The 15362-nt window shown below is 68.9% G+C and carries 14 protein-coding genes; 7 read left to right on the plus strand and 7 right to left on the minus strand.

From position 1 onward, the window contains the following. Window position 1: 1 nt before the first annotated feature. From SL003B_RS21010 to SL003B_RS21020, 3 genes are all read right to left on the minus strand, one after another. Window positions 2-823: a lytic murein transglycosylase gene (locus SL003B_RS21010; protein ID WP_013654880.1), complete on the minus strand. Its 822-nt coding sequence runs from the start codon at window positions 821-823 to the stop codon at window positions 2-4. Between the two features lie 145 nt (window positions 824-968). After that, the gene (locus tag SL003B_RS21015; RefSeq protein WP_013654881.1) at window positions 969-2612 is read right to left on the minus strand and encodes a CHASE domain-containing protein; all 1644 of its coding nucleotides are present in this window, start codon (window positions 2610-2612) and stop codon (window positions 969-971) included. A gap of 255 nt (window positions 2613-2867) precedes the next feature. Further along, window positions 2868-3356 (minus strand): YciE/YciF ferroxidase family protein, encoded by a 489-nt coding sequence (locus SL003B_RS21020; protein ID WP_013654882.1) that lies wholly within the window; start codon window positions 3354-3356, stop codon window positions 2868-2870. 160 nt (window positions 3357-3516) lie between these two features. Between SL003B_RS21020 and SL003B_RS21025 the strand changes: the two genes are divergently transcribed. Continuing rightward, window positions 3517-4302 carry a potassium channel family protein gene (locus SL003B_RS21025; protein WP_013654883.1) on the plus strand — a complete coding sequence of 262 codons (786 nt, stop codon included), beginning with the start codon at window positions 3517-3519 and terminating at the stop codon, window positions 4300-4302. Between the two features lie 123 nt (window positions 4303-4425). Then, entirely contained in the window at window positions 4426-6039 is a 1614-nt protein-coding gene (locus tag SL003B_RS21030; protein WP_013654884.1) for a thiamine pyrophosphate-binding protein, read from the plus strand. Window positions 6040-6335: 296 nt separating this feature from the next. On the opposite strand, the gene SL003B_RS21035 is transcribed toward SL003B_RS21030, so the two are convergent. After that, entirely contained in the window at window positions 6336-7490 is a 1155-nt protein-coding gene (locus tag SL003B_RS21035) for a YeeE/YedE family protein (RefSeq protein ID WP_013654885.1), read from the minus strand. A gap of 263 nt (window positions 7491-7753) precedes the next feature. On the opposite strand from SL003B_RS21035, the gene SL003B_RS21040 reads away from it, so the two are divergent. Both SL003B_RS21040 and SL003B_RS21045 read left to right on the plus strand, forming a co-directional pair. Next, window positions 7754-9139, plus strand: coding sequence for a tetratricopeptide repeat protein (locus SL003B_RS21040; RefSeq protein WP_013654886.1), 1386 nt, complete (start codon window positions 7754-7756; stop codon window positions 9137-9139). A 64-nt stretch (window positions 9140-9203) separates the two neighbouring features. Then, window positions 9204-10469, plus strand: coding sequence for an OpgC family protein (locus tag SL003B_RS21045; RefSeq protein ID WP_013654887.1), 1266 nt, complete (start codon window positions 9204-9206; stop codon window positions 10467-10469). An 88-nt stretch (window positions 10470-10557) separates the two neighbouring features. Here the strand turns inward: SL003B_RS21045 and SL003B_RS21050 are convergent, their stop codons facing one another. Continuing rightward, window positions 10558-10830, minus strand: coding sequence for a BQ00720 family protein (locus SL003B_RS21050; RefSeq protein WP_013654888.1), 273 nt, complete (start codon window positions 10828-10830; stop codon window positions 10558-10560). Window positions 10831-10873: 43 nt separating this feature from the next. After that, a complete protein-coding gene (locus SL003B_RS21055; protein WP_041375684.1) occupies window positions 10874-11302 on the minus strand; it encodes an Hsp20 family protein in 429 nt (142 codons plus the stop codon). A gap of 445 nt (window positions 11303-11747) precedes the next feature. Between SL003B_RS21055 and SL003B_RS21060 the strand changes: the two genes are divergently transcribed. From SL003B_RS21060 to SL003B_RS21070, 3 genes are all read left to right on the plus strand, one after another. Beyond that, the gene (locus SL003B_RS21060; RefSeq protein WP_013654890.1) at window positions 11748-12605 is read left to right on the plus strand and encodes a DMT family transporter; all 858 of its coding nucleotides are present in this window, start codon (window positions 11748-11750) and stop codon (window positions 12603-12605) included. 70 nt (window positions 12606-12675) lie between these two features. Beyond that, on the plus strand, window positions 12676-13041 hold the full coding sequence (locus SL003B_RS21065) for an MmcQ/YjbR family DNA-binding protein (protein ID WP_013654891.1): 366 nt from the start codon (window positions 12676-12678) through the stop codon (window positions 13039-13041). After that, the gene (locus tag SL003B_RS21070; RefSeq protein ID WP_013654892.1) at window positions 13041-14237 is read left to right on the plus strand and encodes an MFS transporter; all 1197 of its coding nucleotides are present in this window, start codon (window positions 13041-13043) and stop codon (window positions 14235-14237) included. The genes SL003B_RS21065 and SL003B_RS21070 overlap by 1 nt, the downstream gene beginning before the upstream one ends. A gap of 41 nt (window positions 14238-14278) precedes the next feature. Here SL003B_RS21070 and SL003B_RS21075 read toward each other — a convergent pair whose 3' ends face one another. Further along, window positions 14279-15361 carry a sn-glycerol-3-phosphate import ATP-binding protein UgpC gene (locus SL003B_RS21075; RefSeq protein ID WP_013654893.1) on the minus strand — a complete coding sequence of 361 codons (1083 nt, stop codon included), beginning with the start codon at window positions 15359-15361 and terminating at the stop codon, window positions 14279-14281. Window position 15362: the final 1 nt, after the last annotated feature.

Here is a 15362-nt window from a genome sequence, read left to right on the forward strand (position 1 = left end):
ATCAGCGGCCGATCTTCTCGGCCATCACCGCGATGGTCTTCACGTAGACCTCGGCGCGGTTCCATTCCTTAAGCACGGCGTGGTTGGCGGTGCCCGGTCCCCACGGCTGGCCGGCGCGCCAGCCCTTGGCCTTGAGGTAGTTGGCGGTGGAGGCGAGCACGTCGGGCACGGAGCGGATCAGGTCGCGGCGGCCGTCGCGGTCGCCGTCGACGGCGTAGTTCAGGTAGGACGAGGCGAGGAACTGGGTCTGGCCGATCTCGCCGGCCCAGGCGCCACGCATCTCGGCCGGAGCCATGTCGCCGCGCTGGACGATCTTGAGCGCGGCGACCAGTTCGTTGGTGAAAAAGGCCGAGCGCCGGCAGTCGTAAGCGAGCGTGGCCAGCGAGCGCAGCACGGACATCTTGCCGGAATTGGCGCCGTAGCCGGTCTCCAGGCCCCAAATCGCGATCAGCACGGCCGGCGGTACGCCGTAGGTCTTCTCGATCCGCCCGAGCAGGCCGGCATAGTCGCGGGCCAGCCGCTGGCCGCGGGCGATCATCGCGTTGTCGACGCGGCGGGCGTAGAACTGCTCGAAGCTGAGCTTGAACGACTTCTGCGACCGGTCGAGCCTGACCACCTGGGGATCGTAGGTAACGCCGGCGAGCGCGGCCTCCACCGTGTGGCCCTTCAGGCCGTGGCCGGGCGCTTCGCGCTTGAACGCCTCCAGCCAGACGGGAAAGCCGGCTGGCCCATCGCCGCAGCGGGCTGCGGCTGCCGGCGGGACGAAGAATAGGCACAGGGACACAAGCGGGGCGAAAAGCAGCAGCAACAGGCGTGCGACCACGACCGGGACCTCCGAAACGATGCGGCAGGACCGCCGCGAAGGCCGCCCTCAAGCAGACTAACCCGTTTGTGGACGCGACGGTATTCCATTGCGACGCCTCATGGCCGGTTGTCCCTGGGAAACTGCCGCCGGCTCTGGTCCGGGCCTAGGCCAGCGACCTGAGCGGCAGCCGGATGCGGATCACCGTGCTGGCCGCGCTGACCTCGCGCTCGACCGTGCCGCGCAACTCGCCCTCGACATTGACCCTGATCAGGCGCGTGCCGAAGCCCTTGCGCTCCTCGGCCGGCGGCAGCGGTTGTTCGCTGGCCTGCGGACGCGTCTCGGTCCAGACGATCGAGAGGAAGCGGTCGCGGCCCGCCGTCTCCCAGGCCCAGCGCACCTCGAGCGCACCGCCCTCGTCCGAGACGCCGCCGTACTTGAGCGCGTTGGTGGCCAGTTCGTGGAAGACCAGGCCGAGCGCCTGGGTGGCGCGTTCGTTAACCTCCACCGGCGGACCGTAGAGCGCCTTGTCGATCAGATCCTCGCCGAGCACCTGCACCAGCTCCATGCGCAGCAGGCTGTCGAGATCGGCCTTCTGCCAGCGCGAGCGGGTCAGCATGTCCTGGGCGTTGGACATGGCCATGACCCGCGCAGAGAAGGAACTGGTGAAGTGATCGAGCGATTCCGAATTCGCCGCGGTCTGGCGCGCGATGGCGAGCACACGGGCGAGCGCGTTCTTCATGCGATGCTTCATCTCCTGAAGCATCAGTTCCTTTTCCTGCAGGCTGCGGGCATTGGCCTCGGCCAGGGCCCGGATCGCGGCAAAGCCGCGGTACTGGGAATGGGCCAGCGCGGCGAGCGAAAAGGCGAGCACGAGGGAAATGGCGCCGAGGCCGTAGACGGCCATGAAGTCGCTCTGGTCGCTCCAGCCCAGGGTAGAGTGGATGCGGAACTGCCAGGTTCGGCCCATGATGTCCGCAGTCAGGTCGACCGCCATGCCGCGCGGCGCGGCGAGGGCGTCGAATGCCCCGGAGCGGAACAGCAGCACCGGGTTGCCATCGGTCACGTCGAAGGTCTCCAGAACGACCGGCAGCACCGGCTGCTTCGACAGCGCTGCCTGGTGGAAGTCGCCGGCCCGGAATGGCGCGTAGACGAAGCCGTCGGGCAGCCGGAAGGTCCCGTTTCCTGTCCTGTCGGGCTTGCCGTCGGCATGGAACGGCAGGTAGACGAGGAAGCCGGCCTGCTTGTCTTCGGTGATCTCCTGGACCAGTTGCACGGGTGCGGAGGCCGTCGCCTCGCCGGTCTCGATCGCCTGGCGCATCGCCGCACGCCGGCGTTCCTCGCCGAACATGTCGAAGCCCAGCGCCGCCTCGTTGCGCGGGTTGGCCGGCTCGATCAGGACGATCGGCGTGCGCCACTCGACCGTGGTTTCCGGCCAGACCTTGCGGTCGAGACCGTAATAGGCCTTCAAGTTCCGTTCCGAGCGCTCTTCCTCGCCGGTTGGAATCAGTTCGGCATAGCCGAGGCCCTGGACGCCGCTGTAGGTGCCGGCGAGATCCAGGCCAGCGACGAAGGTCCGGAAATGGTCATGGTCGACCTTGCCGTCGACCGCGGCCAGGAGCGAATGGGTCGCCTGCAGCATCGACACGTGCTGGCCGATCCGGCCGGTGATCCGGTCGACGACCTCGTTGGCGGTTTCCTTGAACCGCGCGTTCTCGTCGGTGGCTGAGGATCGGTAAACCGTCCACGTCATGCCGAGGCCGATCGCGGAGACGAAGACGAACACGAGCGGCGGGAGGAGGCGGTGCATCTGAAATTTCCGGTTGCTTTCCTCACGCTTAGAGCCATGCAATTGCGGTGACAATATGCACCTGCAGACATGTCGTTGCGGCATTTTGCGAGTTTTCCCGCCGCCGCGGCCCCTACGCACGGCGCGGCGTAGATACAGGAACGGCGGGAGCGACCGCAGCCGACACCCCGCCCTTCCTCACCGCCTGCGCGACGCCAAACAGCCCCGCCGGGGAGCGGACTGCCGCCTTCGGCGACCGCCCGATCGCCTTCCGAATCAGGCGGCCTTCTTGTTCAGGCTGCTTTCGGCCAGCTTGGACAGCTTCTTGTCCGCCGAGTATTCCTGGTCGAGGGTTTCGCCGAGCAGCTTGGCCGCCTCGTCGTGGCCGAGTTGCTTGGCCCAGGTCACCAGCGTGCCGTAGCGCGTGATCTCGTAGTGCTCGACCGCCTGGGCGGCGGCGATCATGGCCGCGTCGAGGGTTTCGGCGTCCTTGATCTCGCCCATCAGTTCCTCGGCTTCCTCGGTGATGCCCTCGATCGCCGGGCATTCTTCGCCGGCAGGCTTCTCGTCGAGGCTCTTGAACACCTTCTCCAGGCGCTCGATCTGGCCCTTGGTCTCCTCGAGGTGATCCTCGAACAGCTTGCGCAGCTTGTCGTCGCCGGCCTTCCTGATCATCTTCGGCAGGGCCTTGGTGATGTGGTTCTCGGCGAAATAGACGTCCTTGAGGGTGTGAAGGAACAGGTCGTCCAGCGTCTTGATAGTCATCTTCGACTCCTCTTGAAAACTGTTCGGGCGGGACCGCCAGGCACTTCGACGTGCCGAGGCTCAACGCCGCAGTTCAGGCACGGTTCCGCCGAACCACGCGAAAGCGCCGGTTGCATCATTCGGCTTGCGCCGCGCTCAAAAACCCGATCTTGATCTCGTCATGACAAGCAGGCTCGATTCTCTGCGCGCCACCGTCCGCGAGCTCTACTACGGCGCCTCGTCCAGGGCGACGGCGTGGCGCTACATGCTGCTCGTCTTCGACCTGATCACCATCAGCTATTTCGTCGTAGCATCGATGCTCGATCCCGAACGGGCACATCACGAAGTCGACTACGCCATCGCGGCTGTGCTGGCGACCGACTACGTCGCGCGAATGCTCGCGGCCAACCGGGCGAGCCGCTACGTGCTGAGCTTCACCTCGTTCGCCGACATGGTCGTCATCTTTTCCTTGCTCGCTCCGGCCTTCGTCGACAATCTCGGCTTCCTGCGGGTGGTGCGCATGCTGCGGTTGATGCGGTCCTATCACCTGCTGAAGGAACTGCGCGAAGGCTCGCACTGGTTCAGGCGCAACGAGGACATCATCCAGTCGTCGATCAATCTCGTCGTATTCCTGTTCGTCGTCACGGCCCTCGTCTATGTGGTCGAGGTGCACCAGAACGACGAGATCAACACCTATCTCGACGCGCTCTATTTCACGGTCACCACGCTGACGACGACCGGATTCGGAGACATTACCATGACCGACAGCGCGGGCCGACTGCTCGCGGTCGGAATCATGATCATCGGCGTCGCGCTGTTCCTGCGCCTGATTCAGACCATCTTCCGACCGGCCAAGGTGAAATACGCCTGCCCCGACTGTGGCCTCAACCGCCACGACCCGGACGCGGTCCATTGCAAGCACTGCGGTCGCGTGCTGAACATCCCGACCACGGGCGAATGGACCTAGCGCTCCTGACGAAAGCGTGACCGGGCGCACCATGGCCCTTGCGCCGACCCGGCTTGACCGGCCGGCGCCGCGGCCCTCATCTGCAAGCCAGCATCGCAATCAGGGGCATCTCGAAAGACAGCCATGACCACCGGCGCCGATCTGATCGCCAAGAAACTCCACGCTGCCGGCTGTCGGCACGCCTTCGGCATTCCCGGCGGCGAGGTGCTGGCGCTGATGGACGCGCTCGACCGGGCGGGCCTTGCCTTCGCGCTGGTCAAGCACGAGAACGCCGGCGGCTTCATGGCCGAGGGGACATGGCATGCCACAGGCGCGCCCGGCGTGCTGCTGGCCACCCTCGGCCCCGGCGTCGCGAATGCCGTCAACGTCGTCGCCAATGCCTTCCAGGACCGGGTACCGCTGATCTTCCTAACCGGGTGCGTCGACGCTGCGGAAGCGGAGACCTACACGCATCAGGTGTTCGATCACCAACAGTTGCTGCGGCCCATCGTCAAGGCGAGCTTCCGCGCCGCGCCGGGCGCGCTCGCAGCCATGATGGACAAGGCGATCGCGCTGGCGCAGTCCGGCCAGCCGGGACCGGTGCATGTCGACGTGCCGATCGGCGTCGCGGAAAGCGAGGCCGCCGAGCCGATCCGTCCGGCACCGACCGTTGCCCCGATCCCGCAAACGCAACCCTGCGGGCGCGAACTTGCCGCGGCGCGCGCCCTGTTCGCCGGCGCAAGGCGGCCGATCGCGATCGCCGGCGTCGACGCGGTCAACGAGGACGCGGGTGCCGCCATTTCCGCCTTCTGCCGGCGCCATGGCGTGCCGCTGGTCACCACCTACAAGGGCAAGGGGCTGATGGACGAGGCCGACCCGCTGGCGCTCGGCGGCGCCGGCCTGTCGCCCAAGGCAGACGCTATCCTGCTGCCGCTGATCCGGCAGAGCGACTGCATCCTGCTTGTCGGCTACGATCCGATCGAGATGCGGATCAACTGGAGAAACCCGTGGCCGGCCGACGCGCCGGTGGTCGAGGTGACGCCGGTGCTGCGCACGCACGGCATGCACGCCGTCCGCCACACACTCGCCGGCGGGGTCGCCGCGTCGCTCGCCCTGCTGTCGGAGGCGCGCGGGCCGGCGAATGCTTGGCCCGACGGCGCGCCGGGCGTAGCGCGTGCCGCGCTGCAGGAGGCTTTCTCCGCCGAGCCCTCTGGCTGGGGCCCCGCGACGGTGATCCACACGCTGCGCGCGGCGCTGCCCGAGGCGACCGTGGCCACCGCCGACAGCGGCGCGCACCGCATCCTCGCCAGCCAGATCTGGCGCTGCGCTGCCCCGCGCGGGATGCTGCAATCCTCGGCGCTGTGCACCATGGCCTGCGCGCTGCCGCTCGCCATGGGGCACCGGCTGGCACAATCGCAGGCGCCGGTGGTGGTGTTCGTCGGCGACGCGGGGCTGGAAATGGGCCTCGGCGAACTCGCCACCCTGCGCGATCTGAAGCTCCCCGTCATCGTCTGCGTCCTGGTCGACTCCAGCCTGGCGCTGATCGAACTGAAGCAGCGGTCGACCCAACGACCCAACGTCGGCGTCGATTTCGGCGAGACCGACTTCCCCGCGCTGGCCCGCGGCTTCGGCGGCCACGGCGTGTGGATCGAGGATCGCGACACGCTCGCCCGCGAGGCCGAGGCCGCGCTTGCGCGCGACAGCTTCACCCTGCTCGCCTGCCGCATCCCGCGCCGCGCCTACGACGGCTTGATCTGACAGCCTCGGCCGGCGACCAAAAACAAAGAGGGCCGCATGCGCGGCCCTCCCGTGAGATCGATGCGACCTCGGGTCCGGATCAGATCCCGGCGAAAATTCCTGCTGCCAGAGGCTGCTCCAGCACCACGATTTCCCGCCCAGACGCCAGGGCCGCTCTCGGGGTCTCACTCGACATGGGCTCACCTCCTTTCGGTTGTTGCAGACAAATCCAGCTTAGCCGATGCCGGCCGCGACGCAATCGGCAATTCGGCGGAGGCGGACCGGCCGTCTGAACGGAGAAGGGCGTGGACGCCCGCTCAGCCCATTCCGAGCTTGAGGCGCAGGCGCGTGCCGGTCAGGCTGCCGGCGAAGGCGAACAGGGCCCACAGCCAGCCGTGCATCGATCCGGAGACGATGCCGCCCAGGTAGGCGCCGATGTTGCAGCCGAAGGCGAGGCGCGCGCCGTAGCCCATCAGCAGGCCGCCGACGATGGCGGTGAGCACGTCGCGGCGCGACAGCGACCACAGCGGTGCGAACTTGCCGGCAAGCGCGGCAGCTGCCATGGCGCCGAAGATGATGCCGAAGTCCATCACCGAGGTGGCATCTCGCAGCACGCTGCCCTCGATGGCGGCGACCTGGCCGGACCAGTAGGGCCAGTCGGTGACCGGGACGCCGATCGCGTGGAAGGCCTTGGCGCCCCACAGGGCGAAGGCGGAGGTAATGCCCCAGGGCCGGCCGACGACCAGGAAGGTGAGGATGCCGACGACGGCGAGCATCAGCGCGCCAGCCATCGGCGACCAGGGGCCGGCCAGCAGGGATTCGGTGCGCCGTGCCGGCACCAGACGGCCATGAGCGCGCTTCTCGATCACCACCGTGGCCAGGGCGAGCAGGCCGAGGACGGCGGCGGTGACCAGAAACGCCCAGTGAGGGCCGAGGTCCTGGACCAGCGAATAGGCGGGCAGGGCCGGCAGCCGGTTCCACAGATGCAGGTGAGCGGTGGCGACGACCGAGCCGAGGATGAAGGCGACGAGCGTGACGACCATGCGCGTCGAGCCGCCGCCGGCGGTGAACAGCGTTCCGGAGCCGCAGCCGCCGCCCAGTTGCATGCCGAGGCCGAACATGAAGGCGCCGACGACGCCAGCAACGCCGAAGGGGAACACGAAGGCGCCGGTCGGCCAGCCGATCTCCGCGCCCCAGGCGATCAGCGGGAAGGAGACGGCGGCGGTCAGCAGGATGAGCACGAACTGGGCACGCAGCCCGGTGCCGCGCCGCTCGGTGACGATGTGGCGCCAGGCGGCTGTGAAGCCGAAGCTAGCGTGATAGAGCGACAGGCCGGCCAGGCCGCCGATCAGCGCGGCGCCAGCCATCTTCGGCCCGGCCACTGCCCAGGCGCCATAGGTGACGAGGGCAAGACCGGACAGCGCCGCGGCGAAAACGATCTTCTGCGAGGATGAGGTCGATACAGCTTCCATGCGATCAGGATTTAGGGCCTGGCCAAGGCGCGAGCAAGCAAAGCGCTTCCATGGAACCGACCGCGTGTGGAAAGCGTTTGCGCGAAAACCGGCCCGGCGGAAAACCGACGCGGACACCGCATTGTGTGTTGCGCGTCATCGGCCGGTTTCCGACCTTTGGCACGATGCCAAGGCTTGGGGGGCGCGCTCCCGCATGCCCGGCGGCAGCCGGGTCATGCCGCCTGCAACAGCCGGCCGACCACCGGCGAACCGAAGGACCGACGATGCGCCTGAGCGACCAGTTCGGATACGACGTCACGCTCGCGGACCGGGAGGCCCTGGCGTCCTGGAACGCGGCGGTGACCGCGTTCCTCGCCCATGGCCGGACGACGCCGGTCCATCTCGCAGATGCGCTCGCGCGTGCGCCCGACTTCGCTCTCGGCCATGCCGCACGCGGCCTGTTCCTGCTGCTGCTTGCGCGGCGCGAACTGGTCGCCCCGGCGCGCGAGGCACTTCGCAGTGCCGAGCGCGCGCAGCAGGCCCGGCCCGTGACCCGACGCGAGGTGGCCGTGACGGCGGCGCTGCGCGACTGGCTCGACGGCTGGCCGTCGGCAGCCGCCGACCGGCTCGACCGGGCGCTGGCCGAGGCGCCGACGGACGCTTTCCTGCTCAAGCTCGTGCATGCGATCCGCTTTCTGATCGGCGACGCGCGCGGCATGCGCGCCTCGATCGAGGCGGTGCTGCCGGCCTATCGGGAGGGCCATCCGGCCTTCGGCTACGTGCTCGGCTGCCATGCCTTCGCGCTGGAGGAGACCGGGGACCACGACCGCGCGGAACGCGCCGGACGGCGCGGTCTCGGCCTTGCGCCCGACGACGCCTGGGGCCTGCATGCGGTCGCCCATGTCCACGACATGACCGGGCGTGCCGAGGACGGCATCCGCTGGCTGGAGGCGCACCCGCACGGCTGGGCCCACTGCAACAATTTCGGCTATCACGTCTGGTGGCACCTGGCGCTGCTGCATCTCGACCGCGGCGACACGGGCAAGGCGCTTGAGCTTTACGACATGGAAATCCGGCGCGAGCGCACCGACGACTTCCGCGACATCGCCAACGCGGTGTCGCTGCTGGTCCGGCTTGAGCTCGCCGGCGTCGACGCCGGCACGCGCTGGGAGGATCTGGCGCAGCTGTCGGACCGGCGCGCGGAAGACGGCTGCAGCGTGTTCGCCGACCTGCACTACCTGATGGCGCTGCAGGCCGGCGGCCGGCGGCCCGGCGCCGAACGGCTGATCGCCGGCCTGGCGCGCCGGGCGGCGGAGACCGAGGGCGACATGGCCCGGGCGGCGGCGCGGGCGGGCCTGCCGACGGCGCTGGCGCTTGAACAGTACCGAAAGGGCAACTACGCCTCAGCCTATTTCGGCCTGCTGTCGGTGCGCGAGGCGTTGCCGGCGATCGGCGGCTCGCATGCCCAACGCGACGTGTTCGAACGGCTGACCGTCGAGGCGGCGCTGCGCGCCGGCCTTGCCCATGAGGCGGAAGACCTGCTCGCCGACCGCACGCGCCGGCGCGGCGGCCTCGACGGCTTCGCCGAATGCCGCCTCGAGATCTGCGCGCGCATGCGCCGCGCCGCGCTGGTGATGCAGGACGAGCGCCTGCGTGCCGGCCCGGGTTGACCGCACCGGCCCGCGGGACTATCGAGACCCTCCGCGCACCGCCCCCAGCGAGGACGAAGCAAGCGTGACCGTTTCTGCCCCAGCCCTCCGCCAGCGCGATCCGCGCCTCGACTTCTTCCGCGGCCTCGGGATGTTCATCATCTTCATCGCGCATGTGCCGTGGAACTGGCTGACGCTGTGGATTCCGGCCCGCTTCGGCTTTTCCGACGCGACCGAGATCTTCGTCTTCTGTTCGGGCATGGCCTCGGCGCTGGCCTTCGGCAAGGTGTTCGACGAGCGCGGCTGGGGCATGGGCGTCGCGCGCGTCGCCCACCGCATGTGGCAGGTCTACTGGGCGCATATCGGGCAGATCCTGCTGCTGGTCGCCGGGCTGGTCGCACTGCAGGAGAGCGGTTACCTGCAGCGCTGCTGCGGGCTCACGGAGGACTATGTCGCCAGCCTCAACATGCGGCTCCTGTTCGAGCGAACCGGCGAGGCGCTGCCAGGGCTGTTCACCCTGACCTGGGTGCCCAACTACTTCGACATCCTGCCGATGTACATCGTCATCCTCGCCCTGCTGCCGGCGGTGATGCTGGCCGCCAAGGCGGGCCGCGGCGCGGTGTTCGCCCTGTGCGGCGGCCTGTGGCTGCTCGCCAGCCTCGGCCACCTGTCGCTGCCGGCCGAGCCGTGGTCGGACCGGCCGTGGTTCTTCAACCCCTTCGCCTGGCAACTGGTGTTCTTCACCGGCTTCGCCTTCATGCGCGGCTGGATCCCGGCTCCGCCGGTCGACCGGCGGCTGGTCGCCCTCGCCGTCGCCGTCGTGGTCGCAAGCGTACCCTTTGCCTATTTCCGCATCCTCGACGGCTCGCCGGCCCTGATGGCGCTGCGCACAGCCATCGAGCCGCTGTGGATCAAGACCGAGTTCGGCCTCCTGCGCTACGTCCATTTCCTGGCCCTCGCCTACCTCGCCTGGGCGGCAGCGGGCGAGCGCGGTCGCCGGCTAGTCGGCCACGGCCGGCTGTGGGACGGCTTCGTGCGCGTCGTCCAGAAGGTCGGCCAGCAGTCGCTGGCGGTCTTCCTGGCGAGCCTAGTGCTGGCGCAAACCGTCGCCATCCTGCGCGACATGGTCTGGGGCCGCGGCGAGGTCTGGCCGCAGATCCTGTCCAACCTCGGCGGCTTTGCCGGCCTGATCGCGGTCGCCTACACGGTCGCCTGGTTCAAGAGCAGCCCGTGGAAGCGGCCGGCCTCGGCGCGCGACCTGCTGCCGGCGGGAACCAAGACGACGCGCGCCGGACCGGCCGTCGGCGCCAGAAGCGGCCTCACCGGCGTTCCGGCCTCACCAGAGCGCTGAACCAGAGCGCTGAACCGGGGCGCTGAGCCCGCAAACGACGACGCCGGCCCGAAGGCCGGCGTCGGAAGACATCACCACGGCGCCCGCGTCAGTGGACGCTGACGGTGTGCAGCTCGTTCTCGAAAGCGTTGGCGAGCGCCGCCTCGCGGCTGTCGGCGACCACGATCGGTGTGCCGTCTGCGTTGAGCAGCGCCCACAGCTTCATGCCGCCTGCGACCCTGGGCGCGCCCGGAAACAGGCGAGACAGGTCCTCCGAGCGGATCTCGCGCACATAGGCCACCGTGCCGGTGCCGAGCTGCGCCAGGATTTCGGGCGTCATGGTGCGCGACTGGTCGCCGCGCGGATCACATTCACGCGTCATGCTTGGTTCTCCAATCCTGAGGGGCCGGAAGGCCGGGCGGGACTCAATCGCGCGCCGTGATCTCGATCTTGCGCACGATGCGCTCGGGCTGGGGTCGGACGAGATCGATCGACAGAAGGCCGTCCTTCAGGTCCGCGCCGAGGATCTCGATTCCCTCGGCCAGCACGAAGGCACGCTGGAACTGACGGGCCGCGATGCCGCGATGGAGATACTGGCGGCTCTTGTCGTCGACCTGCCGGCCTCGGATCACGAGCTGGCGCTCCTCCACCGACACATCGAGCTGGTCGCGGGTAAAGCCGGCCACCGCAAGCGTGATGCGGATCACCTCGCCGTGCTCGTCCGACTTGGGCAGACGCTCGATGTTATAGGGCGGATAGCCGTCATTGGCGGCCTTCGAGACCCGATCCAGCACCCGCTCGATGTCGTCGAAGCCGAGCATGAACGGGCTTGAAAACGCAGACATACGCGTCATCGTCAAAGTCCTCTGTCAAGCGACCTTGAGACCCGGACCCTTTCAAGGCATCCGGACCGGGGTGCCATCACCCCGTTTCGAACTGGAATATGGCAACTGGGGGACAAGGTTTCAAGCGACCCTGCGCGGCTAGCAAGCCGGCTTGACGACGCGTCGCGGGCGTCTAGTATCCGCCTGCCCAACCATGTGCGGCCAGGGGGTTCCGCCGGCAAAGCCGGGCAGAACCGAGCGCCGATATGAGCCCCGACAGTCAGACACCTGAAAGGCACCGAGACCCTGGCGGGATGGGGACAGCTGCGCGCGGTTTTCCGCCCGCATCCCGCTGCGGTTCTTCGAACCGGTCACGACGATTTCAGGTCGGTCCGACCCGTCCCCGTCGTTATCCAGAGAGATGGCGGGGCGCGGCGGCGCGCGTCTTCAACCTTGCCGCTCTCAGGTGTCACGCATGTCCTTGTTCGGATTGACTCTCGTTCTTGCCGCAGCCTTCTGCCACGCGACCTGGAACTTCTTCGTCAAGCGGATCGGCGGCGGGCCGGAACTGGTCTGGCTGTTCTCCGTCGTCTCCGTCGTGCTCTACATGCCGCTGGCGCTCTACCTCCTGGTCACGGCCGCGCCGGAGTTCGGACCGGAGCAGATCGGCTTCCTCGCCGGCAGCACCGTGCTCCACCTCGCCTATTTCCTCCTCCTGCAGCGGGGTTATCGCGTCGGCGACCTGTCGCTGGTCTATCCGGTCGCGCGGGCGACCGGGCCGCTCCTGTCGACGGGCTTTGCCGTCGCCTTCCTGGGCGAACGGATCAGCGGCCAGATCGCCCTCGGCGGCCTCGCGGTGATCGTCGGCGTGCTGTTCCTGACCGGCGGGATCCGGCGTAGCGTGCGGTCCGTCGTCGCCTCGATCGGCTTCGGCCTGGGCGCAGGCCTGCTGATCGGCAGCTATACCGTGTGGGACGCGCATGCCGTCGCCGCCCTCGCCATTCCGCCGCTGCTGCTCGATTATGTGTCGACCTGCGGGCGGATCGTCCTGCTCGCCCCGCTCGCCATGCGGCGGCGGCAGTTGATGGCGCAACACTGGCGCAACCATCGCGGCGGCGTCGTCGCCATCGCCCTGTTCAACCCGCTCGCCTATATCCTCGTGCTGCACGCGCTGATCTTCACGCCGGTCGTCTACGTGGCGCCGACCCGCGAACTCAGCGTGCTGCTCACCGTCGTCGCCGGCTCCATCCTGCTCGGCGAAGGCCACCTGCGCCGGCGGCTGCCCTGGGCGGGCGTGATCGTCGCCGGCGTCGCGCTGCTGGCAACCGGGTGAAACGGCGGTTGCACCGGCGCCGCGGCGCAGGCAGGGTGTTGCCAGACCTCTTCCCCGTCAAAGGACCCCGATGACCCGATCCGAGTTCGACGCCTGGTGTGCCGTGCTTCCCGCCGCCACCCATGTCATCCAGTGGGGTGGCGCCTCGGTGTGGAAGGTCGGCGGCAAGATCTTCGCGATCTGCTCGAGCTGGGACGCAGGCGCCGGCGAGCGGATCAGCTTCAAGTGCTCCGACCTGTCCTATGCGCTGCTGGTCCAGCAGGACGGATTCGCCCCGGCGCCCTATCTCGCCCGGGCCAAATGGGTGCAGATGCAGACGTCCGACGCGCTCGGCGACGACGATCTCAGGTCTTATCTCGCCGCCGCCCATAACCTCGTCGCCGCAACGCTGCCGAAGCGGCTGCGCGCGCAGCTGCGACTGGACGCCGGCGCCTGATGCCCGTCGCGTCGCACGGCGCCAAGGCGCGGGCCCTGTCGATCCTGATGGTGGCGGAGATCGCCGGCATGAGCCTGTGGTTCATATCCGCCGCGATCCTGCCGGACATGATCGCCGAACATCCCTTCTCGGCCCTGCGCCAGGCGGCGCTGTCAAGCGCGGTGCAGGCCGGTTTCGTCGTCGGAGCCCTCGCCTCGGCGATCCTCGGCCTGCCCGACCGCTTCGATCCGCGCCGGCTGTTCGCGCTGTGCGCCGTCACCGCCGCCCTCGCCAACGCGGCACTGCTGACGCTGGAGCCCGGCGGCAATGCTGCCATCCTGGCCCGCTTCGCCACCGGCGCGCTGCTCGCCGGGGTCTATCCGGTCGGGCTCAAGATCGCCGTCGGCTGGGGTCGGGAGGACCGGGGCTTCCTGGTCGGGACGCTGGTTGGCGCGCTCACCTTCGGTTCGGCTGCACCGCATCTGCTCGCGCTCGCCGGCGGCACGGACTGGCGATGGGCGGTCGGCGCCGCCTCGTTCGCGGCCGCCGGCGGCGGCCTGCTGTGTCTCGCCGCCGGGCTCGGGCCCCATCACGGCACCGCGGCCCGCTTCGACATCCGCGCCATCGGCCTCGCCTGGAGCAACCGCAAGATCCGCCTCGCCTATGCCGGCTATCTCGGCCACATGTGGGAGCTCTATGCCATGTGGGCATGGATCGGGCTTGCCCTCACGGGGTCCTTCGCCGCGCATATGGCCGAGGCCGAGGCGGTCGCCCTCGGACGCCTGGTCGCCTTCTCCGCCATCGCCGCCGGCGGCGTCGCCTGCATCATCGGCGGCCTGTACGCCGACCGCGCCGGCAAAGAGACCATCGCCCTGATCGCGCTCACGGCGAGCGCCTCGGCCGCGGTGGCGAGCGCCGCCAGCTTCGGTGGACCGCCCTGGCTGACAATCCTGTGCGTGCTGGTCTGGGGTGCCGCGATCCTGCCCGACTCCGCGCAGTTCTCGGCGCTGGTCGCCGATCATTCGCCCGCGGACAGGGCCGGCAGCCTGATGACTTTCCAGACCGCGCTCGGCTTCGCCCTGACCTTCCTCACGGTGCAGGCGACGCCGGTCCTGGCCGGACAGATCGGCTGGCCCGGCGTGTTCCTGATCATGGCAGTCGGTCCGGCCCTCGGCATTGTCGCCATGCTGCGGTTGAAGGCGCTGAAATCGGCCTGACCGGTCCGGCCGGACACGCCGGCCCGGAGCGCTCAGTCGGCTCAGGCGTCGAGACGGCGGCCGGTGGCGCGATCGAACAGATGCAGGGCGGATGCCGGCGCGTGGAGCAGGATCCTGGCGCCATGCTCGTAGCGGGCCGCACTTGGCGCGCGCACCACGAGTTCGGGTCCGCCGGCGCCGAGACGTCCGTGGACGAAACTCTCCGCACCGACCGGCTCGACCGCGGCGACCTCGAGGTCCAGGACGACGCCGTCGGTCTCGACCGGACGGTCCGGCACGATATGCAGGTGTTCGGGCCGGACGCCGAGGACAGCCCGGTCCACCCCGGCCGGCGCCGCGGCGTCGAGGCCGTCGCCGGCCTCCACGCGCAGGCGGCCGTCAGCGGCATGCACCGGCACAAGGTTCATCGCCGGCGACCCGATGAAGCCGGCAACGAAGGTCGAGGCGGGGCGGTCGTAGACGTCGATCGGCGCGCCGACCTGCTCGATGATCCCGCCGTTGATCACCACCAGCCGGTCCGCCAGCGTCATTGCCTCCAGCTGGTCGTGGGTGACGTAAACGCTGGTCGTGCCAAGCGCCTTCTGCAGGCGCTTGATCTCGACGCGCATCTGCACGCGCAGCTTGGCGTCGAGGTTGGACAGCGGCTCGTCGAACAGGAACGCCGCCGGTTCACGCACGATGGCGCGACCCATGGCGACGCGCTGGCGCTGGCCGCCGGAAAGCGCCCGCGGCTTGCGATCGAGAAAGGCGCCGATTTCCAGGATGTCTGCCGCCTTCTTCACGCGCCGGTCGATCTCGTCGCGCTTCACGCCGCGGTTCTTCAGGCCGTAGGCGAGGTTGTTGTAGACGGTCATGTGCGGATAGAGGGCGTAGTTCTGGAACACCATGGCGATGTCCCGCTCGGCCGGGTCGATCCTGTTGACGACACGATCGCCGATCCTCACGTCGCCGGCCGAGATCGCCTCCAGTCCGGCGATCATCCTGAGCAGGGTCGACTTGCCGCAACCGGACGGGCCGACCAGAACGATGAACTCGCCGTCGGCGATGTCGAGGGAGACGCCCTTCACCGCCTCCACGTTGCCCGCATAGACCTTGCGCACCTGGTCGAGGGTGATCGTTGCCATG

Source organism: Polymorphum gilvum SL003B-26A1, assembly GCF_000192745.1.
Taxonomy (GTDB): Bacteria; Pseudomonadota; Alphaproteobacteria; order Rhizobiales; family Stappiaceae; genus Polymorphum; species Polymorphum gilvum.